This is a genomic window from Virgibacillus halodenitrificans JCM 12304, from assembly GCF_001310895.1.
Taxonomy (GTDB): Bacteria; Bacillota; Bacilli; order Bacillales; family Amphibacillaceae; genus Virgibacillus_Q; species Virgibacillus_Q halodenitrificans.
This window is the reverse complement of sequence record NZ_BAZS01000017.1, coordinates 31,522-53,124: the sequence shown is the minus strand read 5'-3', so window position 1 is coordinate 53,124 and position 21,603 is coordinate 31,522. Positions and strand designations below refer to the sequence as shown.

Sequence of the window (21,603 nt, the reverse complement as noted above, 5' to 3'; positions counted from 1 at the left end):
AATTCTACTTTGCGAAACATTGATTAACCCAAACAAATATTTTGACCAGAAATAAAAAAACGCCACATGAGGATGGATTTTCCTCATATGGCGCTTTAACTTACCGATTAAGCTTTTTTTACAATAATATCTTCTTCAATAAAGTCTACATGAACATTTTTTACAGTTTCTTCTTCCAGAATTAAATCAGTTAACTGATCTTCAATCTTATCTTGGATTACTCTTCGTAAAGGTCTTGCGCCAAAGCGGCGGTCGTAGCCAATTCGTACAAGCTCATGCTTTGCTTCCGGTGTAATGGTAATGGAAATATTACTTTCTTCCATATTTTTCTGTAAATCCTCAAGCATAAGATCGACAATTTCCATTAAGTTTTCTTCTGTTAGTTCATTGAAGTTAATAATGGCATCAAATCGGTTTAGAAATTCCGGCTTAAAATAAGCTCCCAAATTCTCTAGAGTAGATACTGATTCGTGTGCTGCTTTATTAAAGCCGACACTAATTTCTTTCACCCCAGTACCTGCATTACTAGTCATTATAATGACAGTTTCTTTAAAGCTGACTGTTCTACCTTGTGAGTCTGTTAGATGTCCGTCTTCCATAATTTGCAGGAACATATTCTGTACATCGGGATGCGCCTTTTCAATTTCATCTAATAATAAGATAGAGTATGGGTTACGACGTACTTTCTCTGTTAATTGGCCTGCTTCCTCATGACCTACATAGCCTGGAGGTGAACCAATAATTTTAGATACTGCATGTTTTTCCATATATTCACTCATATCAAGGCGAATCAAGGCGTCCCTCGTGCCAAATAGTTCTTCTGCTAGTGCTTTTGTCAATTCAGTTTTACCTACACCAGTCGGTCCTACAAATAAGAAGGAACCAATTGGACGATATTTGGACTTCAGTCCTGCACGACTACGTCTAATAGCTTTCGCTACTTTTTCCACCGCATCTTCTTGTCCGATTACTTTAGCACCTAAATTTGCTGATATATTGTTAAGCTTTTCTCGATTTTCTGCTTGTAGCTTAGTTACAGGTATTCCCGTTTTCTCTTCAATAATCAATTCAATATCAGAAATATCTACATCAATAACCTGTGCTTCGTCTTTTGCTTTTTCATACTGCTTTTGTAGTTGGATCTCCTGATAGCGAAGATTTGCTGCACGTTCGTAATCCTCTTTTTCTGCAGCCTGTTCTTTTTCCTTAATGATCTCATTTAATCGATGTTCAATGGAATCAGAATCTTTTTCTGCATTTTTCAGATTCAGCCGAGATCCTACTTCATCCATTAAATCAATCGCTTTGTCTGGTAGGAACCGGTCTTGTATATAGCGTTGCGATAATGTTACGAACGACTGTATAGCCTCGTCTGAATAGCGCACTTCATGGAAGCTTTCATAACGATCTTTTATTCCGTTTAGTATTTGTACTGCTTCTTCCACGGAAGGTTCTTTTACAATAATTGGTTGGAAACGACGTTCTAATGCAGCATCTTTTTCAATTTGACGATACTCTTTTAATGTAGTTGCCCCAATTAATTGCAATTCTCCTCTTGCTAACGCAGGCTTTAAAATATTCCCGGCGTCCATTTGAGAACTTTCAGCAGTCCCGGCACCTACTAATAGATGAATCTCATCCACGAAAAGGATGATGTCCTGTCGAGATTGCAGCTCCTGAATTAGTTGCTTCATCCGCTCTTCGAATTGCCCACGTACTCCTGTATTCGCAACCAAGGAAGCTACATCCAATAAATATATTTCCTTGTTCATTAGTTTAGCAGGAACATTGCCTTCAGAAATTTTTAAAGCCAATCCTTCCGCAATAGCTGTTTTACCTACACCTGGTTCACCAATAAGAACAGGGTTGTTTTTATTTCTTCTATTCAATGTTTCAATGACACGTTTTACTTCAATGTCTCGACCGATAACAGGATCAATAAGCCCTGCATTGGCCGCACGGGAAAGATTTTTTCCTAATTGGTCAATAAGACCATTATTATTACCTTGTTTTTGTTTCGTTGTTGTTCCCATTTTTGAAGAACCGTTACCTTGGAAAAATTGATTAGAAAATGCATCGTGTGCATTTCCACTAAATGATGAATCAGAGAGGTTCATCATTTTACCTTGGATCTCCCGGAAACAAGTATTACATACATGCATTTGCATCTGCTCGCTATTAATTTGCATTGTAACATTAATGCTTGCTGGATTTATTCCACATTGTTGACATTGCATTTTCCATTCCTCCTATTAGTTATAATTCATTTATCTAAAATTGTTGTTAAGCATGTTTACTAAGGTCAATAAAATAAGTTTGACTTTGACTATATTTGACCTTTGATTCATATTATACTCTGACCTTTTTTGACTTTCAAGTACTTTGATCAAAATTCTTTTTGGGTTTTTAAAAAATTTTATTAGGTTTGTTCCCACTACTATCTATTCCACAATTTCCTAAATAAAAAACAGGTGAATCTATTTAGATCCGACCTGTTTTCTGCTCTATTAATTTTTCACTTTTTCTTTATTACGCAATTCGACTCTTCTTATTTTACCGGAAGTAGTTTTAGGTAATTCCCTCAAAAACTCAATCTTTCTTGGATACTTATATGGAGCAGTCCATTCCTTCACATGATTTTGCAGTTCTTTGACTAAAGCTGAATCCTCCTGCACGCCTTCTCGTACAACTACAAACGCTTTAACAACACTACCTCGGATCTTATCAGGGCTTGCTACAACAGCACATTCTTGAACAGAGGGGTGTTTTACAAGCGCATCTTCTACCTCGAATGGCCCGATTGTATATCCAGAGCTAATGATAATATCATCACTTCTTCCCTCAAACCAGAAGTAACCATCCTTATCCTTGGAAGCCTGATCTCCAGTTAAATAGTAATCACCACGACGGGACATTTTCGTTTTCTCATCATCCTTATAATATTCTTTGAATAATGCTGGACAGTTGAGCTTAACTGCAATATCTCCAACTTCGCCAATTTCAGCCGGCTCCCCCTTCTCATTAATAATCTCAACCTCATTTCCTGGAGTAGGTTTTCCCATTGAGCCAGGTCTTACTTCCATATCTTTCATAATACCAAGTAATAATGTATTTTCTGTTTGTCCATAACCATCCCGTACGGTAATATTAAAATACTTTCTGAAGATATCAATAACCTCTACATTTAATGGTTCACCTGCAGATACTGCACTATGAAGAGCCGGTAATTGGTATTCATCCAGGTTTTCCACTTTTGCCATTATACGATATTCCGTAGGTGTACAGCACAGTACATTAATCTCTTTATCCTGCAATAGCTGTAAATATTTTTTTGCATCAAATTTTCCGTTATACACAAATCCGGTCGCACCAGAACCAAGGACAGATAAAAACGGACTCCATATCCATTTTTGCCAGCCAGGGCCCGCTGTTGCCCATACTTTATCTCCTTCATTAATACATAACCAATTTTCTGCTGCTGTTTTGAAGTGAGCATACCCCCAACCGTGTGTATGTACGACGCCTTTTGGGTTGCCGGTAGTCCCTGATGTATATGGAAGAAAAGCAATATCATCTCTTGTGGTTGCTGCGATATCTAATTCGTCAGATGCTTCTTCTTTTAACACATCCAAATTCAACCAACCATCTTGGTCATTCCCAACGACGAACTTCTTCAATTGTTCATATTCATTAATCCCATTATATTGATTCACAAACGGATAATAGCTTACAACACCACTCACTTCTCCATGTCTTACTCTATACTGTAAATCCTTTGTTTTAAGCATTTCTGAACTCGGGATAATTATAATTCCAGTTTTTAATGCTGCCAAATAAACTTCGTATGCCTCTATTAACCTTGGTATCATAACAAGTATTTTATCACCTTTACTTAATCCTGAATTAAGGAAAGCGTTACCAATTTTGTTCGTATTTTTAATTAATTGCGTGTAAGTGATAGATTTTTCATTTCCAAGCTCATCTTCCCATAGTAGTGCTGTCTTACTTGGATCCTTTGCGTATTTTTCCATTTCCATCACAATATTATAATCTTTTGGTGCGATTAGCTCTTCTCTGTTCACTATGACTCATCTCCCCAACAAAGTTTCTATATAATTATATCAAAACTTTCGAAAATTTTAAACAGATGAACTTTTTAACGCTAGCATTTCTTTCTATATTTAAAGTTAAAACAATTCGATATAAATGTTACAATTGAACTATTGATGAAGGAGGCTCTATACATGAGATATAGAAGAAATGCACCCTTTCGATATGCATTTGAACACCCACTTACTGCACATTTTTATATTTCAAAGGTTAATAATGAAATAGTAAAGTCTTCTAATGGCGAAGCTACCATCATTGATATAAGCTCGGATGGAGCTCGGCTAAATACTTCTCTGCATTTACATCCTTCAGCTGACAATTTGATCCAGCTTATTCTTACCTTTAAGTTAAACAATCAAGAATTTGATATTAGAACCGAGGTCATATGGGAAAAACCAAAAGCGAAATCATATGACTATGGAGTTCAATTTATAACGGATGATGTGACCAAAAAACAACTCACAGAGCAGTTAAAAATATATGCAAGGAACCATGTGACAGATAGTATTTGATAGGAGGCGGCCAAATGAGACTAGAATCAATAAAACACGATCAACAAATGATTATGAATGGTATTCAAGATATGGTATTTATTATAGATGTAAAACCAGGCCCCTCCTTTCATTATAGTTTTCTTAACATTGCTGCTATGAAAGGTACTGGTTTATCTGAAATAATAATAGGAAAATCTTTTCATGAGGTGAATGCAGAATCAAAAGCAAATCTGCTCGAAAAAAAATATAGTCTTACCTGCAGAGAGAAAAAAGTTACTACCTATGAGGATTCTTTTCTTTCTGCTAGTAATGAGACATTATACTCCAAGACTACATTAACCCCTCTTTTCAGCAAGAATAATGAATGCACTACGATAGTTGCTGTTGTAAAAGATATAACAACGGAAAAAAAAGCAAAGCAAGAAGCAGATAAATCCAGAAAAAAATTGCTTGAAAGCAATCAGCGATACCAATCTCTTTATGCCTATAATTTGGATGCAATTGTGTCTGTTGATTTTGATGGTAAAATTTTAAACGGTAATGCAGCTGCAAGTTCCATCACGGGTTATGATATTGAAGAGATACAGGGAAAGAGCTATTATGAATTTGTTATCCAAGAAGATATCCCTAAAGTGGAGGAACATTTTAATGAAGCTCTTAATGGGAACTTCCAGGAACTCCATTTAGCAATAAAGAGTAAATCCGGGAAAGAAATAAAGCTTATGTTGAAGTTTAATCCAATTATTATAAACACAGAGGTAACTGGTGTTTACAGTATCTTTAAAGACATTACGGAACAGGAGCAAACATTGGATAAATTAAGACAAAGCGATGAGCGTTTTCGTATTATATCGGAACATGGACATATACTGATTACGTTATTAGATAAAAACGGAATAATTAAATATGTATCTCCTTCCTATCAAGACATTTTAGGATATAATTTTGAAGAATATAAAGAGAAGCTGTTTTTGCATAATACCCATCCTGAAGATCGCCCGAAGCTAAATGAACAAATTTTGCAATCCATTAAACAAGGAAAGTCATGTACATTAAAATTTAGACAACAGCATCGTACAAGAGGATGGATCTGGACAGAGATATCTGCTGATCCTATCTTTAATGATGAAGGAAGTTTTGTTCAAATGATGGTTTTAACAAGAGACATTACGATGCAGCGAGAATATGAAAAGCGACTGGAATATTTAGCAATGTATGATTCTCTAACAGAGCTTCCAAATCGGCGCTACTTCAATGAGCATTTAGAAAAAATGGTGAAGGATTTCAATCAAGGTGAGTCATCCGCAATGATCAGTCTCTTTGTGTTGGATATTGACCGTTTTAAAGACATTAACGATAACCTTGGCCATGATACAGGTGATGCAATCATTAAAAAATTTGCTCAAAAGGTTCATGCTTGTCTTAAACAAGATCAAGTGATTACTCGGCTTGGTGGAGATGAATTTGCAATTATAATATCTGATTGCAAAGAAAGGAATGAAGTGGTTATGCTAGCAAAGCGAATTGTAGAAGCACTTCAAGAACCTTTGGAGATATTTGATACATCTCTTCGGGTAACGACTAGTATCGGAATTGCCACAGCAAAAACCCCTACTATTACGGAGTATTGCTTATATAAACAAGCCGACTTAGCATTATATGAGGCTAAAAAGGACGGAAAAAACACATTTAAACTAAAGGAAATCACTGAAATAAAAGAAGGTTGACACTGTTCCCAGCGTCAACCTTTTCCTTTTATTCGAGCCCATAAATTACTTTAGGTATGTGGTCCTTCATCACTAATTCATCTAGACTTTTAAAGCTGTATCCTTGCTTTTTTAATTCTGTAATCATATGCTGCAATGCTTCCGCATTATCAGAAGAAACAGTATGCAAAAGTACGATCGCACCCGGGTGAATTTGATCCATTACCTGTTCATACGCATACTTCCAGCCTTTTTGCTTCTTGGTATGCCAATCAATAAATGCCAAGGACCAAAAAATATGTGTATAGCCCAAATCATATGTCCATTTTAACGTGTTTTCGCTAAAGGTACCTCTTGGTGGCCTGACATATCTCAAGCTTTTTTGGTCAGACACTTCTGCTACAGCCTTCTCTAATGTCTGTAATTCTTTTTTAATTTTGTCTTTATCCATAATAGTAAAGTCAGGGTGATGATAGGAATGGTTTCCAATAATATGCCCTTCATCCACCATTCGTTTAACCAATTCAGGCTGATCTTTTACATAATGGCCTGTAACGAAAAATGTAGCTGGTACCTTTTCCTTTTTTAATACATCAAGAATATTATCCGTATAACCTTCTTCATACCCGTTATCAAACGTTAAATAAATATTTTTTTCACCTGAGAAATCAGCATAATATGCTCCGTACTTATCAAGCATGTCTTTATATTTGCCTACATCAGGTATTTCATGATTATTATTTTTCTTGTATCCCCAACCATATCCTCCTGCTAAGGCAGTATGAGGTAAAGAAATTGAAAGGAAAAGCAAGATTGAGATTAGGATTTTCACTTGGTTTCGCATAACAACCCACCTGTTTTTATCTTACCTTTTCCATTTCTATATTTATTTATACAATTATAAAACGATGGAAGCAATCCAACCAAATAAGAATAAAGGAATATTATAATGAATAAACGTTGGAACTACTGTGTCCCATATATGATGGTGCTTTCCGTCTGCATTCAATCCAGAAGTTGGCCCAAGTGTACTGTCTGAAGCTGGTGAACCTGCATCACCAAGTGCCCCTGCTGTACCGATAAGTGCAGCAGTAGCTAATGGAGAAAATCCTGCTGCTATACATATTGGTACATAGAGTGCAGCTATAATCGGTATCGTTCCAAATGAAGAACCAATGCCTATCGTAACAAGTAGGCCAACAAGTAACAGTACAAACGATATTACGACTTTGTTATCACCTAAAAAACCAGATGATACTTCAACTAAAGCATTAACTGCACCTGTTTCTTTTAGCACGTTACCGAAACCGGATGCAACTAACATAACAAACGCGATGAATCCCATCATTTTGATGCCGTCTGAAACAATTTTATCTCCCAATTTAAAAGGTACGACAAGAAATAGGAACATAAGAAATAATCCAGTTAGTGCTCCAAAAATTAAATTCTCAAATATGATTTGGATAATTAATGCACCAATGATTGCTAAGATTGTTAGTGCATGAGTTTTGTTGAAGGAAACCTTCTCCACATCAGTTGTAATAGTGGCGTCTGTTCCACCTGCCCCCTCAATCGCAACACGATCTTTACGATAAGAAATAAATACAGCAAACAACAAGCCGACAATCATTCCTGAACCGGGAATAAGCATTGATAATGCTACTTCGCTCATAGATATGGTTGCACCGTTTTGATTCATCCCATCTGCAATTGTTTGGTGAAATATAAGACCAAATCCGGCTGGGATCATAATATAAGGTGCTTTTAATCCAAACGTTAGTGCAGTTGCCACTGCACGACGATCAAGACGCATTTGATCAAAGAGCTTTAGTAATGGTGGTATTAAAATTGGAATAAAAGCAATGTGCACTGGCACTAAGTTCTGTGATAAAGATGCTACACTTGCTATTGCCAAGACCATCATAGTTTTCTTTCCTGACAGCACTCTAATAAGATAATTTACAAGTATGGACGTTATCCCTGTATAACTAATCGCTACTGCAAAAGCACCGAGCAATATATAACTAAGTGCGGTATTTGCTTGACCACCCATGCCATTTACGAGCATATCAATGGAGTCTACAATTGATAAGCCGGACATTAATCCTGCTACAAGCCCTGCTGTGATAATAGCGATAATAACATTTACTCTCAATAAACTAAGTATTGTCATAACAAGTACAGATACTACAACAACCCATTCCATTATTCTTCCCCCTACATTCATTCCAGTAAAATTTATAAGTTATTTTATACTTCACTATGATAAAGCATTAAAGTGTTAAAAGCAACCCTTTTTCTCAAATGGATGTATTTGTAAATTTTAAATGTGTGCGTATTTTGAGTTTCTGTTCATGAGAGAAATGCGAAGTAACTTGTGGTGTACGCAGTATTTCATTTTACAGAGGAAGCACCCATTGATTTGCGTTTCAGGCGGACGCTTTCCGCCGGCATGGCCTTAGCCGCTTCCTCCGCTACGCTCCGTCCAGGGTCTTCGGCTCATGCTATTACGGCAGGAGTCGCCGCCCTACACTCCAATCAATTCGTACACAGCATATTCTGGATCTATGGGAACGCAATTTTTCTTCGTAGAATTAATAGGAAATAGTAGCGAAGGGGAAATATGGAGACTCCTCGAAAATGAAAATACACATTTTCTTCGTGCGATGCCTTGCTTACGAAGCTTTCCTTGTCCTGCGGGAGGAGAGGCCTAGATGAGACCCCGAAACGCGTAGCGTGAGGAGGCTCATCAGCCGCCCGCGGAAAGCGGAATATTTCCCCGTAGCGGTGATTTACGCAGCCTCTATATTCTTAGTTACTGCGCAGTATATCTATATTGCGAAATATTATTATTTAAGAACTTAATCTATATCTAGCAACAAAAAACCCCAGGGAGTCCTGGGGATTTATTTGAGACTATAGGAAAATGAGACGTGATCCTGAATGGGAATCCATGCACCGATTCCTTGTTTTGTTACATTTTTAATAACAAGTGCTTTTTTGGAGCCTTTTAATTCCAAATAGACCTCACCAAAAGTTACTTGTCCTTTTTCGTTAACAGCTGGTGCAAAACTCTCCAATTTACCAAGCTTTTTTACTGGTACATTATAGGAATTGCTCTTTTTTGTGTTCTTCCCAATAATGGTTTCATACGAAAGTGGAAGCTTCGTTTTGTCTTTAGATGTAAGTAACATCATTTTTTTTACATCATCAGGGTTAGCAATTTTATTAGTCAACGCACCTTTTATTTCTTTCTGCTCTTGTTGTACGTAGTTTAATGTTTGGTTTGTATCCCCGCCAAGATTGTTTAACTCGTTCTCATTTATTGGCTGATACTCCCAATTTATTGTTGTTTCTGAAGAATGATAGTTCAAAGGCCAGCGACCAAGATAAATCATACCTCGATAACCAATTGCAATTGGTGAAGGCTTAAGCGCACTTTCGTTAAGCATTTTAATCAAGTCTGGATTTTTTATTGGTACCTTTACGTTATCCATTAATTCCTTAGCCAATTCACTCGGCTCAATAACTTCTTGATCTTCCGTGGAATTGGGAAAGGTATTCTCTTTTGAAATATTTAATACGTGACTGGGAATTTCAAATTCTTCTTTTGACTTTTCCTTCTTTTCAGCAGCAAATGCGGATACAGGGAAAAGCAATGTAAGAGTTAACAAAAGCAAGACTAGTTTATTATTCCATTTCATATGTCCATGTCCCTTCCTTTTTCCTATAGTTTTTTCGGACATATGAATTTTATACGTTTAAATACAACTTAATTGCTTAATTCGATTGTTTCTATCTTTTCTTCAATTTGAATACTTCCTTCTACTGAACGAACCATTGAGCAATTTTTACGGGAGATTTCCAGGTTTTTTTGCAATTTTGCTGGATCTAAATTCTTCCCCTGGACCTTAAAGTTCAATGTAATCTTCTCAATACGATTTGCTTCTTCTGGATTTCTTTCCACTTCAGCGGTTATTTGCATGTCATCTATTTCGGTGCGTTGTTTTTCTAAAATTTTACGAAAAACAGAACCACTGCAACCAGCTATGGAAGCAACCATTAGCTGATATGGGCGAAATCCATATTCCTCATTCCCGGATATGTCTAACACACCATACTCTAATTCCGTTCTCAATCCATTTTCCTTCATTACTAATTTCATATTTTACACCCTCCTATGGTAAATCTTATCTTATATATTCTTTGTACCATAATAACCTATTATTTTACGAATTACTTGTTTGGTAATTGACTTGCTGAAAAAAACCAATTAGATTAGAGGACAGACAAAGGTGGGGAACATAAACATGGTATCTGCAAAAACACGATTTTGGATATTAATAGCACTTGTTACAATTTCCGGTTTCTCTCAAGGAATGCTTCTGCCTCTTCTAGCTATTATTCTTGAACATGGTGGAATATCATCTTCTGTAAATGGATTGCATGCTACCGGCTTGTATATTGGTGTCATTCTGGCTTCCCCTTTCATGGAAAAGCCAATGAGAAGATTGGGTTTTAAACCAATCATCCTTATTGGCGGTATGCTTGTATTTTTATCTTTAGCTCTTTTTCCATTATGGGAAGCCTTATGGTTTTGGTTTATATTACGCATGCTGATCGGTGTTGGAGACCAGATGCTTCACTTTGGAACTCAAACCTGGATTACTACTACAGCTACGAAGGAAACACGAGGCAGAAGTATTGCTTATTATGGGCTTTTCTTCGGTCTTGGTTTTGCTTTGGGTCCATTAATGACAAGGATGTTATCTGTAAATGAAGCATTACCTTTCCTAGCTTCAGCTGTACTAAGTTTGCTGGTTTGGTCTATGATGTTTTTCGTAAAAAACATGTGGCCGGAGAATGACTTAGAAACAGCTACTACTACAAGTTCTGTCGGAAGGTTTATTCAGACAGGGAAAATCGCCTGGATTGCTTTATTACCGGGATTTGGGTATGGTTTCCTGGAAGCATCTTTACATGGAATCTTTCCTATATATGGATTACGAATTGGCCATGATGTAAACATGCTTTCTTTAATTATTCCCTGTTTTGCTTTTGGAAGTCTTATCACACAACTTCCTTTAGGTATACTTAGTGACCGACTAGGGAGAAAACCTGTTTTATTATTCGTTTTAGCCGGGGGAGTTATTACTTTTGGTTTAGCAGCTTTATTAGAATCATCTGTGGTAGGACTGTTCATATTATTTACCTTGTCAGGAATGTTTGTTGGCTCGTTGTTCTCCTTAGGAATTTCCTATATGACAGATTTACTTCCAGGAGAATTACTTCCCGCTGGCAACCTAATGGTAGGTGTAACCTTTAGTCTTGGAAGTATCAGTGGGCCATTCTTGGGAGGATTATATGTTGAACTTTTTCCTGACCTATCCTTCTTCTATTTAATTATGACCATCTTGCTTCTGATTATGGGAGCCATTCATTTTAAAAAGACAAATTTATCTACACCAGATGATCAAACCGGTTAGGCATTGCGCTAACCGGTTTTTTGATGTTCGAAACTTTTCCACATCCTCCCTTGCTATTTATTTTTAAAAAAGGCCATTTCTATCTTGACTTTTTACCTTCTCATGATAATATAATAATAAATATTAATTTATAATAATTATAAATAATAATCATTCTCAACGTAATTATCATACAAATATTAAAATGGAGGTGCTGAAATGGCTACAGAGGTAGATTCGATTTACAAATTAAAACGAAACCAGCTTAAAAGAAATATATTGAATAGAAAATCTTTGATAAAGATGAAGGAACATAAAGAGTTGATCGCCGCACTAATCAGCGGGATCACGATTCTTTTTGCTTGGATGTTTGAGTCTCATTTAACCAGTACTGCTTTCGTATTTCTTCACCTACTTGCTTTTATTATTGGTGGTTATGCCAAGGCAAAGGAAGGCATAACAGAAACAATCACTAATAAAGAACTAAATGTTGAAATGTTAATGATTTTTGCAGCAATTGGCTCCGCCATTATTGGCTATTGGACAGAGGGAGCTATCCTTATTTTTATATTTGCATTATCTGGTGCGTTAGAAACTTATACGCTTAACAAAAGCAACAAAGAAATCTCCTCTCTTATGAATTTACAACCAGAGGAAGCAATTATCGTAAAGAATGGAGTAGAAAAGAAAGTTCCTGTTGACCACATTACAGGTTAAGGACACTGTTCTTATACGTGCGGGAGAGCGCATACCTGCTGACGGAAAAATAAGCAAAGGAACAACTTCCGTAGATGAAAGTGCCATTACCGGTGAATCGCTGCCTGTTGAAAAAACACATAGTGAAGAAGTATACGCAGGCACAGTTGCACTTAATGGAACAATTACAATAGAGATTACAAAGCCTGCAAACGAAACGTTATTCCAAAAAATAATTGAGCTTGTACAACAGGCAAAGGACGAAAAGTCACCTTCTCAGCTATTTATTGAAAGATTTGAAGGAACATATGTGAAAATTGTATTAGCTGTTGTTTTTCTTATGATGTTCTTACCTTATCTATTATTTAATTGGACATTATCGGAAAGCATATATAGAGCAATGATTCTGCTCGTTGTAGCATCTCCGTGTGCATTAGTTGCTTCTATTATGCCGGCAACACTTTCAGCAATCTCTTCTAGTGCAAAAAATGGTGTTTTATTTAAGGGCGGGGTGCATGTTGAAAATTTGAGTCATATAAAAGCAGTGGCATTTGACAAAACGGGGACTTTGACAAACGGGAAGCCCGTTGTCACAGAAGCTTTTTATAAAGAAAAGGATAATCAAAACCAGACATTAAAAATTGTTGCTGCAATTGAAAAATATTCTACCCATCCATTAGCACAGTCCATCGTACAATTCACGAAAGAAAAAGGCCTAGATGAGTTAGCTTCTGAAGTCTTGGATATGAAAACAATCAGCGGAAATGGAATATCTGCGGTAGTAGACGGTGATCATTGGAAGATTGGCAAGGCAGATTTTGTCGGAAAGGAAGATGCAATGAGCTTCCTTCATGGAGTAGCAAATAATCTGGCGAAAGAAGGTAAGACTATTGTATTTGCTAAGAAAAACAATGAAATTACCGCCGTTTTTGCATTAAAGGATACGATAAGAAAGGATGCAAAAAATGCGATAGCTTTATTAAAAAAGCATGGTATTACTACTGTGATGCTAACTGGTGACAATGAACTTACAGCAAAAATAATTGCTAAAGAAGCTGGTATAGATAGTTATATAGCTAACTGTCTACCTGAAGAAAAAGTCACTCACGTAAAGCAACTACGAGAGAAATATAAAAATGTCTCTATGGTGGGAGACGGGATTAACGACGCTCCAGCCTTAGCAAGCGCAAACGTCGGTATTGCAATGGGAGAAGGAACTGACGTTGCAATGGAGACTGCTGATGTTGTACTAATGAAAAATGATCTTACGAAGATTACAGAAGCAATGGCTATTTCTACTAAGATGAATAAAATTATTAAGCAAAACGTCTTTTTCTCCCTGAGCATAATTCTAATATTAATTCTCTCTAACTTTTTTCAATTACTCGACCTGCCACTGGGCGTAATTGGTCATGAAGGTAGTACTATTTTGGTTATATTGAATGGATTACGTTTATTAAAATAGTTGCCTGCTTACGGCAGCTATTTTAATTTTTCTGTTCTCAATACAGCATTAATTACTCCGCCCATCATGAGGATAATCCCCGAGAGATAGAACCAGATCATTAGAACAATTACTGTACCAAGACTTCCATATGTAGCAGAATAATTACCAATACTGCTGACATAGTAAGAAAAACCAAGTGAAGTCAGTTGCCAGAATACAGTAGCAAAGATAGCTCCCCAAATGGCATTTTTGAAATAAATTCGCGTGTTAGGAGCCAACTTATATAGTGCTAGAAAAACGATGAAGAATACAACAGAGGATACTATCCAACGCATAGCTTGCCAAACAGTAATGAACCCATCCGACATACCAATAAATGAGAAAAGATATACACCTATCATTTTTCCAAAGATAGGCAGTAAAAATGCGGTAAGTATGATAACCACCATGGCAACAGTGAGGATAATTGCAATTATTCTTGATATAATAAATGAGCGATCTTCATCCACTTCATATGCTCGGTTAAAACCACGCATAATAGCATTAACACCATTCGATGCGGACCATAACGTACCAATAATACTGAAAGACAACAGGCTGCCATTTCGTTCGTTTACAAGCTGGGTAATATTTGTATTAATTAATTCATTAATTTGAGGAGGGGCATATGTCCCAACAAATTCAATAATGGATATTTCACCTATAGGAAGATAACCCACAAGTGTGAGGACAAATAAAAGGAAAGGGAAGAGTGAAAGTAAGAAAAAATAGGCCAATTGTGCAGCTAGTCCAAAGACATCCGTTTCTTCCATCTTTGAATATAATTGCTTTCCAAATGTTACTACTTCATTCATTTCTATCACACTCCCAGCATCTCACTCCTTCTATTCTATTCGTGAGGACTCCTCTTTATTTGTATATTTTTCTAAAGTTGATTCTACTTGTTCCAATGCATTTATTGCGCTCTCTGAACTACTGGAAATTTTTGTATTAAATTCATCAAATGCTACACGGACTTTATGTACAGCATCTGAAGGGTTTTTAATAAGATAACTGGATCCTGCTTTTACATTTTTAAGCTTTCCTTTTGTATACTCTCTCGTTTCTCTATCGAATAATGCTGCTAAACCACCTGCTACTGCTCCCACTAACATTCCAGTAAATAATCTGCGTTTTGCCATCCTTTTTCTCTCCTTTATGTATGTATAAAATTATAAAACGTTAACTTACTTTCTACCTCTATTATAATCATCTACTTACAAGATAAGCAAAAGATTTCGTCCTGTTTTTCAGTATGCGCCCCTTTTTCAACAATACTCAACTATCTCGGATTAATTTTTAAACTTTTTTTCAAAATCACTTGACATTTGAACTAAATTTTCGGAATATTTACTATAGATACAAAAAATTAAATGAAAGCAAAGGGGGAAGAAAACATGAATGAAATTCTTGATGCAATCAGTGGCTTTGTCTGGGGCCCGCCTACGTTAATTTTGATTGTGGGAACGGGCTTATATTTAACCTTTCGATTGGGCTTTTTGCAATTCAGAGTATTGCCTTATGCACTTAAGCTCGCTTTCAGTCCTTCCAAACAGGACAAAAAGTCAAAAGGAGACATCAGTCACTATCAGGCATTAACAACCGCAATGGCCGCAACGATAGGTACCGGTAATATTGTTGGTGTGGCGACAGCTGTTGTTTTAGGGGGGCCTGGGGCCGTATTTTGGATGTGGCTTTCTGCTTTATTTGGGATGGCAACAAAGTATGCAGAAGCAATTTTAGCTGTTAAATACAGAGTGACAAACAGTAAAGGTGAAATGTCTGGTGGTCCTATGTATTACTTGGAAAGAGGCTTGAAAGCTAAGTGGCTTGGCGTATTATTTGCTATATTTGGTGCATGTGCTGCCTTCGGTATAGGAAATATGGTTCAATCAAATTCCGTGTCTGATGCTTTAGAACGGTCTTTTAATATACCTGGATGGGCAACTGGTATTATTCTTACTGTCTTAGTTGGTTTGGTTATTCTTGGTGGTATTAAAAGTATCGGACGTGTAACAGCCTTCTTCGTGCCAATTATGGCTGCATTATACGTGCTTGGCGGATTAATTATTATCATTATGAATTTGGATATTGTACCAGCAGCGATTGGTTTAATCTTTTCTGATGCATTTACAGGTAGTGCACTTGGTGGCGGGATCTTAGGTACAGTTATTCGTTACGGGGTTGCACGTGGTGTATTCTCCAATGAAGCTGGTTTAGGATCTGCTCCAATTGCCGCGGCTGCCGCAAAAACGGACTATCCTGGACGTCAGGCACTTGTTTCCATGACTCAGGTATTTATTGATACAATCATCGTTTGCTCTATTACTGGTATTACCATTGTTATGGCAAACATGTACGGTGGGGATCTTTCCGGCGGGGATTTAACTGCTGCCTCATTCGGTAAATTCCTCGGTGATTTCGGTGGCATGATTGTAACAATTGGAATTGTATTATTCGCATTCTCTACATTAGTTGGTTGGTCTTATTATGGAGAGAAATGCTTCGGTTACCTATTTAGCGAAAAAGCTATTCCTTATTATCGAATTGTATTTGTTGCAGCTGTATTCTACGGTGCAGTCGAAAAGCTAAGCGTGGTATGGGCAATCTCCGATATTATGAATGCGCTCATGGCCGCACCAAACTTAATTGGTCTACTTGGTCTTTCCGGTGTCGTTGTATACGAAACAAAGAAGTTCTTGAAAGTAGCCAAAGAAGAAAAAGAACAAGAGAAGGCGCAAAAAGCTGGAAGAAGTGCCTAGTTTTACTAAGAGATAAAGTACTGAAGTGTACTGGGGCTTTTCCCAGATCATAATAAAGCCACAAATTTCATATGTACTGACATTAAAAAAGTTGACCTGTTTTCATCTGGGTCAACTTTTTTATAAAAGTGGTTCAATACATACCGCATCATTATTTTTTGCTGAGTTAACGTGTGTTCCAACATCATATGCCGTAAGCTTCTCTGTAGACAGTGAAGCTAGAAATTGATGCGCCTCCGTCGGTGACTGCTTTTCAGGTTTTATCCATAAATCTTCTTTATCTTTTGGTAAAATAATTGGCATTCGATCATGAATATCCCTCATAAAATTGTCGGCATCCTTTGTTAAGATTGTACATGTATAAACCTCTTTATCTTGTGATTCCCATTTATCCCATAATCCTGCAAAAGAAAACAGCTGTCGATTGCTTGTACGAATGCGCTTAGGTTGTTTTTCCCCATTTGCCTTTTTCCATTCATAAAAACTGTCTGCAATAATCAAACATCTTTTTCTAGACATTAATCTTTTAAAGCTTGGTTTCTGATGTGCCGTCTCACTTCTTGCATTTATCATTTTATAACCAATTTTTTCATCCTCTGCCCAGGATGGAATAAGACCCCAACGAAGATAACCTGCCCGCTTTCTTCTCCCATCATGGATAATTGCCAGCACTTGTTGGCCTGGGGCAATATTATAGCTGGATTGATAGGATTCTATCCTGTCTTGCTCCAATTGGTATTCATTTAGTATTTGTACTTCCTCTGCAAGTAATGTGTAGCGACCACACATGGCAAACTCTCCTTAAATGAATTTTAAAAAATACTCAAATCCCATTGTTTGGCAATGTGACGTAATAGCTTTATGCCTGCATAGCTATTTCCTTTATCATCAAGAGCAGGGCCGTATACTCCAATGCCACAGCCATTTATAAACGGCAAATCTTCATCACGTACCCTTGGTGGTGCAAGGGCAACGATCCCCCCTGACACCCCACTTTTTGCTGGTATACCAACATATGCAGCAAATTTCCCTGAGGCATCATACATCCCACAAGTTAACATTAATGCCTTTGCCAGACGTGTTATTTTTCTTGGGATAAGTTCTTCACCAGTTTTCGGATCCTCTCCGTCATTCGCAAGCACCACGCCTATTTTAGCCAGATCATCTACCGTCACTTCAATAGAGCATTGTTTGAAATACGTTTCCAGAGTAATATTAAGATCCGATTCAAGAAACCCCGTTTCAAGCAAATAATAGCCTATTGCACGGTTCCGCATAGATGAATCTCTTTCTGATTCATACACCTCTACATTAAGGGCAGGTCTATAACCAAGGATTGTTTCCATTAAATCCAGAATAGGTTTTAATTTTTCATCTGATGTATTTCCCTCTAAAGTAGATGTCACTGTAATAGCTCCTGCATTAATTAAAGGATTAAATGGTTTTTGAACCTTCCTCATTTCAAGGTGCATAATAGAGTTAAATGCCTCTCCAGTAGGTTCTACATCAACTCGATCCAACATATAGGCAAGTCCCTTTTCCATACATGCGACAATAAAACTTAGTACTTTCGAGATACTTTGAATTGTAAAAGGAATTTCAGTATCTCCGGAGCGTACTTTCATTCCATCCTTACCAATAATAGATATTCCAAGATGATCCGGATTTGCTTCCTGCAAAATTGGTATATACGAAGCAACTTCTCCTTCGTCTGTTTGCTTACGGTAAAATGAAACCCAATCATCTACATAATTTTGCAACCATTCCTGGGTTTGTTCTGTATTCCAATTTGCTGCACCTTGCACCATTTAATCACCCCTTTATTATTATGTATGATCTCCATGAAACCTTTTTTGATTAGGAATAATGCTATTTGTCCTCTTCTATACAGTATTCAAATAAGAGGATGATTGTCAAACAACTCAGGCTGAGCAGTACTGTACTTTTCTTTTTATCCCTGTGCTTTGAAATATTTCCCTAAAATAGTCTACTTTAGTCCTTCGTCTTAGATATTCCCATTTCATTGTCTTATTTTATGCCAAAGATTATAACAAAACCTCTTTATAAAAAAGGTTCTACCGCAAATGTTGGGGTACAAACGTATTTTGTTCATTCATATTTGGAGGAAAATGCGAACTAAAGTAGTCACATTTTAAGGAAGTGGATGGACCCATTGATTTCTGCTGCAGGGGGACGCTTTCACACCTCCGGGTACAAGTGCGACATCTGTTCGTAACCTCACAGTGTCTTCTTTGCCGCCCGGCATGGATTCAGCCGCCCGCGGAAAGCGGAATATTTCCCCGTAGCGGTGATTTACGCAGCCTCTATATTCTTAGTTACGTCGCAGTTTATCTATTTTCCGAATCATTGAATAACCCCAATATATATTAGAACCATAAAAAAGAAGACTAGCAATTCCATGCCAGCCTTCTTTCTCAATTATTATTTACCAATAAATTGTTGTGTCCAGTGATTTCCTTGTTCTACATAACCGATACCAATGTGAGTATATTTGCTGCTTAGAATATTCGCACGGTGTCCTTCACTGTTCATCCAAGCATTTACAACTTCCTCAGGGGTACGTTGTCCTTTAGCAATATTCTCACCTGCTGCACGGTACGTAATACCGAATTGTTTCATCATATCAAATGGAGAACCATAGGTTGGGCTATTATGAGAAAAGTAGTTGTTTGCTGCCATGTCACGAGACTTTTCACGCGCTACCTTACTCAATTCAACATCCACTTTTAGTGGTGCCAAACCATTTTTTTCTCTTTCTTGATTTGTTAATTCAAATACTTCTTGCTCAAACTGACTCAATTGCTGTGATTGCGTTTGATTCGTTTGTTCTTCCTTCTTATCTGGTTGTGCTGGTTGTTTTACAGGCGCTTCTGGTTGCTTTGCTGGTTTTTCTTCTTTTTGAACTGGCTTGTCCTCTTTTACAGGAGCTTGTTCCTGCTTGGCAGGCTTTTCTTCTTTAACTGTATCTTCTTTATTTGATTCTTCTTTATTTGGTTTGTCTTCTTTTTGTACCGGTTTTTCCTCTTTCACTGGTTTTTCAGTGTTTCCTTCTGTTTCTGGTGCCTTTTCTTCTTTGTTTCCATTCATATTCCAATCAAAGTTCAACAAATTAATATTATAATTTTTAAGATACTTATCTAGAATACTATTCACTTGGTCTTTTGACATATTGTCCAAATTACCATTTATAGAATAGTAGATTTTATATGATGGAATCTGTGTTTGCTGCTCATTTGCTGAAGCATCCACAGTTTGTTGAAATGTCCCTCCGAATAATAATGCAGTAGATAATGCTGTTACTACGCCAAGTTTCTTAAACATGAAATGCACTCTCCTTTTGAGTTGTTTTGTTTGACAAAAACATCATACCATGCATTTTTTGTAATATTTGTGGTAGCTTTTCCCACAATCATTGTTTTGGGTCACTAGATTGAAAGATAACTAGCATAATCCTTGTAAAATAAGAAAGTAACCAAGAAATACAATTTGGTGATTGAGGAAGATTCTATGTAACCTGCCAAATATTTCAGCAAAAAGAATATTGACAGGCCTCTAAACAGACCTGTTATATTACAATAGGAAGGTTTTTGTAAACAAAATGTCACTTGATTTTTGGGGTAATATTAATATACGTTTATCTGTAATACTATTATTTTCATAAGTAATTACTAAACTATGACACTTCTGTTTCCACCCCCAAAAATTGAAATGATTTGTAGAATCATTATAGAAGAAAATTGTCAGCAATGGAGGACTTTATTATGTTATCAACTGCAGAAATAGGAATTGACCTTGGTACTGCTAATATACTTATATATTCAAAAACAAAAGGAATCGTTTTAAATGAGCCATCTGTAGTAGCTATTGATGTAAACACAAAACAAGTTGTGGCTGTAGGAGCAGAAGCAAAGGAAATGGTCGGCAAAACTCCTAAGAACATCATCCCAATACGTCCACTAAAAGATGGGGTAATAGCTGATTATGATGTAACTGCTCAAATGTTAAAAGAATTTTTGAAAAAAGTCAGCAAGAAAATGGGTATGTCTATGAGAAAACCTACCGTAGTTGTATGTACACCTTCTGGCAGTACTACTGTGGAACGTCGTGCTATTCATAATGCTGTATCAAGCTATGGCGCCAAACAGGTACACCTTATTGAGGAACCGGTCGCTGCTGCAATTGGGGCAGATTTACCTGTTGATGAACCAATCGCAAATGTAATCGTTGATATTGGGGGAGGTACTTCCGAAGTAGGGATTATATCTTTCGGTGGTGTCGTCTCTTGTAACTCTGTTCGAACCGGTGGAGATAAAATGGATGAAGAAATTATTCACCACATTCGAAAAAATTACAATATATTAATCGGCGAGCGTACTGCCGAAAATATAAAAATGGAAATCGGCCATGCCCATCCTAATCACCAAGAGGAAACAATGGAGATTCGCGGACGAGATATGGTTTCAGGACTTCCAAAAACAGTGACAATTACCTCGACAGAAATCTATACTGCATTAAAAGAATCATTGGAACAAATTTTGGAGACAGTACGTGCGACGTTGGAAAACTGTCCTCCTGAGCTAAGCGGAGATATTGTAGACCATGGGATCGTACTCACTGGAGGCGGATCCTTGTTAAATGGCATGCAGGAATGGCTTGCGAACGAAATAATCGTCCCTGTACATTTAGCACCTAACCCACTTGAATCCGTGGCGATCGGAACCGGCAGAGCACTCAAAATGATTACTAAACTGCAAAAAGCAACAAAATAGTAAAACCAGTAAAACCCCCTATCCTTTAGTGATAGGGGTTTTACTTATGGCTCATTGAGTTCTTTCAATGGATCCCCAAAATAGATAATTTCTG

Annotated in this window: 16 protein-coding genes and 1 pseudogene; 6 read left to right on the top strand and 11 right to left on the bottom strand. The window is 37.0% G+C overall.

All coding sequences use genetic code 11. From position 1 onward, the window contains the following. Positions 1-107 precede the first annotated feature (107 nt). Both JCM12304_RS10390 and mbcS read right to left on the bottom strand, forming a co-directional pair. Positions 108-2,237: an ATP-dependent Clp protease ATP-binding subunit gene (locus JCM12304_RS10390; protein WP_060680224.1), complete on the bottom strand. Its 2,130-nt coding sequence runs from the start codon at positions 2,235-2,237 to the stop codon at positions 108-110. Positions 2,238-2,507: 270 nt separating this feature from the next. Further along, entirely contained in the window at positions 2,508-4,082 is a 1,575-nt protein-coding gene (gene mbcS / locus JCM12304_RS10385) for an acyl-CoA synthetase MbcS (protein WP_060680222.1), read from the bottom strand. Between the two features lie 162 nt (positions 4,083-4,244). Here mbcS and JCM12304_RS10380 point away from each other — a divergent pair, with 162 nt between their 5' ends. Continuing rightward, a complete protein-coding gene (locus JCM12304_RS10380; RefSeq protein ID WP_060680220.1) occupies positions 4,245-4,622 on the top strand; it encodes a PilZ domain-containing protein in 378 nt (125 codons plus the stop codon). A 14-nt stretch (positions 4,623-4,636) separates the two neighbouring features. Next, complete coding sequence (locus JCM12304_RS10375) at positions 4,637-6,331, top strand: sensor domain-containing protein (protein WP_019376988.1); 1,695 nt, start codon at positions 4,637-4,639, stop codon at positions 6,329-6,331. A gap of 28 nt (positions 6,332-6,359) precedes the next feature. On the opposite strand, the gene pdaA is transcribed toward JCM12304_RS10375, so the two are convergent. The 4 genes from pdaA to JCM12304_RS10355 form a co-directional block, all read right to left on the bottom strand. Next, entirely contained in the window at positions 6,360-7,154 is a 795-nt protein-coding gene (pdaA, locus tag JCM12304_RS10370; RefSeq protein WP_019376987.1) for a delta-lactam-biosynthetic de-N-acetylase, read from the bottom strand. A gap of 54 nt (positions 7,155-7,208) precedes the next feature. Next, the gene (locus JCM12304_RS10365; protein ID WP_060680218.1) at positions 7,209-8,516 is read right to left on the bottom strand and encodes a Na+/H+ antiporter family protein; all 1,308 of its coding nucleotides are present in this window, start codon (positions 8,514-8,516) and stop codon (positions 7,209-7,211) included. A gap of 700 nt (positions 8,517-9,216) precedes the next feature. Next, positions 9,217-10,014: a YfkD famly protein gene (locus tag JCM12304_RS10360; RefSeq protein ID WP_060680216.1), complete on the bottom strand. Its 798-nt coding sequence runs from the start codon at positions 10,012-10,014 to the stop codon at positions 9,217-9,219. Between the two features lie 68 nt (positions 10,015-10,082). Further along, on the bottom strand, positions 10,083-10,475 hold the full coding sequence (locus JCM12304_RS10355) for an OsmC family protein (RefSeq protein WP_019376984.1): 393 nt from the start codon (positions 10,473-10,475) through the stop codon (positions 10,083-10,085). Positions 10,476-10,620: 145 nt separating this feature from the next. Here JCM12304_RS10355 and JCM12304_RS10350 point away from each other — a divergent pair, with 145 nt between their 5' ends. Continuing rightward, complete coding sequence (locus JCM12304_RS10350) at positions 10,621-11,796, top strand: MFS transporter (RefSeq protein WP_019376983.1); 1,176 nt, start codon at positions 10,621-10,623, stop codon at positions 11,794-11,796. Between the two features lie 282 nt (positions 11,797-12,078). Further along, positions 12,079-13,936 (top strand): annotated as a pseudogene (locus JCM12304_RS10345) (heavy metal translocating P-type ATPase). Between the two features lie 17 nt (positions 13,937-13,953). Here the strand turns inward: JCM12304_RS10345 and JCM12304_RS10340 are convergent. Further along, entirely contained in the window at positions 13,954-14,772 is an 819-nt protein-coding gene (locus JCM12304_RS10340) for a YihY/virulence factor BrkB family protein (RefSeq protein WP_019376981.1), read from the bottom strand. A 30-nt stretch (positions 14,773-14,802) separates the two neighbouring features. Continuing rightward, positions 14,803-15,099, bottom strand: a complete 297-nt coding sequence (locus JCM12304_RS10335; protein ID WP_019376980.1) for a YtxH domain-containing protein — start codon at positions 15,097-15,099, stop codon at positions 14,803-14,805. Between the two features lie 255 nt (positions 15,100-15,354). On the opposite strand from JCM12304_RS10335, the gene JCM12304_RS10330 reads away from it, so the two are divergent. Continuing rightward, complete coding sequence (locus JCM12304_RS10330; protein WP_019376979.1) at positions 15,355-16,719, top strand: alanine/glycine:cation symporter family protein; 1,365 nt, start codon at positions 15,355-15,357, stop codon at positions 16,717-16,719. Between the two features lie 120 nt (positions 16,720-16,839). Here the strand turns inward: JCM12304_RS10330 and JCM12304_RS10325 are convergent, their stop codons facing one another. The 3 genes from JCM12304_RS10325 to JCM12304_RS10315 all read right to left on the bottom strand — a co-directional run bounded on the left by JCM12304_RS10325 (position 16,840) and on the right by JCM12304_RS10315 (position 20,061). After that, positions 16,840-17,508, bottom strand: a complete 669-nt coding sequence (locus JCM12304_RS10325; RefSeq protein ID WP_019376978.1) for an SOS response-associated peptidase — start codon at positions 17,506-17,508, stop codon at positions 16,840-16,842. Between the two features lie 23 nt (positions 17,509-17,531). After that, complete coding sequence (locus tag JCM12304_RS10320) at positions 17,532-18,527, bottom strand: glutaminase (RefSeq protein WP_060680213.1); 996 nt, start codon at positions 18,525-18,527, stop codon at positions 17,532-17,534. A gap of 634 nt (positions 18,528-19,161) precedes the next feature. Further along, the gene (locus tag JCM12304_RS10315) at positions 19,162-20,061 is read right to left on the bottom strand and encodes a CAP domain-containing protein (protein WP_019376894.1); all 900 of its coding nucleotides are present in this window, start codon (positions 20,059-20,061) and stop codon (positions 19,162-19,164) included. 440 nt (positions 20,062-20,501) lie between these two features. Between JCM12304_RS10315 and mreBH the strand changes: the two genes are divergently transcribed. Then, positions 20,502-21,509, top strand: coding sequence for a rod-share determining protein MreBH (mreBH, locus tag JCM12304_RS10310; RefSeq protein ID WP_019376895.1), 1,008 nt, complete (start codon positions 20,502-20,504; stop codon positions 21,507-21,509). Positions 21,510-21,603: the final 94 nt, after the last annotated feature.

Bases quoted from the DNA above. Each gene is read 5' to 3' on its own strand.
- JCM12304_RS10390 (WP_060680224.1), bottom strand. From the start codon at position 2,237: ATGCAATGTCAACAATGTGGAATAAATCCAGCAAGCATTAATGTTACA.
- JCM12304_RS10375 (WP_019376988.1), top strand. From the start codon at position 4,637: ATGAGACTAGAATCAATAAAACACGATCAACAAATGATTATGAATGGT.
- JCM12304_RS10320 (WP_060680213.1), bottom strand. From the start codon at position 18,527: ATGGTGCAAGGTGCAGCAAATTGGAATACAGAACAAACCCAGGAATGG.
- JCM12304_RS10340 (WP_019376981.1), bottom strand. From the start codon at position 14,772: ATGAATGAAGTAGTAACATTTGGAAAGCAATTATATTCAAAGATGGAA.
- JCM12304_RS10315 (WP_019376894.1), bottom strand. From the start codon at position 20,061: ATGTTTAAGAAACTTGGCGTAGTAACAGCATTATCTACTGCATTATTA.
- mreBH (WP_019376895.1), top strand. From the start codon at position 20,502: ATGTTATCAACTGCAGAAATAGGAATTGACCTTGGTACTGCTAATATA.
- JCM12304_RS10380 (WP_060680220.1), top strand. From the start codon at position 4,245: ATGAGATATAGAAGAAATGCACCCTTTCGATATGCATTTGAACACCCA.
- JCM12304_RS10330 (WP_019376979.1), top strand. From the start codon at position 15,355: ATGAATGAAATTCTTGATGCAATCAGTGGCTTTGTCTGGGGCCCGCCT.
- JCM12304_RS10360 (WP_060680216.1), bottom strand. From the start codon at position 10,014: ATGAAATGGAATAATAAACTAGTCTTGCTTTTGTTAACTCTTACATTG.
- pdaA (WP_019376987.1), bottom strand. From the start codon at position 7,154: ATGCGAAACCAAGTGAAAATCCTAATCTCAATCTTGCTTTTCCTTTCA.
- JCM12304_RS10355 (WP_019376984.1), bottom strand. From the start codon at position 10,475: ATGAAATTAGTAATGAAGGAAAATGGATTGAGAACGGAATTAGAGTAT.
- JCM12304_RS10335 (WP_019376980.1), bottom strand. From the start codon at position 15,099: ATGGCAAAACGCAGATTATTTACTGGAATGTTAGTGGGAGCAGTAGCA.
- JCM12304_RS10365 (WP_060680218.1), bottom strand. From the start codon at position 8,516: ATGGAATGGGTTGTTGTAGTATCTGTACTTGTTATGACAATACTTAGT.
- JCM12304_RS10325 (WP_019376978.1), bottom strand. From the start codon at position 17,508: ATGTGTGGTCGCTACACATTACTTGCAGAGGAAGTACAAATACTAAAT.
- JCM12304_RS10350 (WP_019376983.1), top strand. From the start codon at position 10,621: ATGGTATCTGCAAAAACACGATTTTGGATATTAATAGCACTTGTTACA.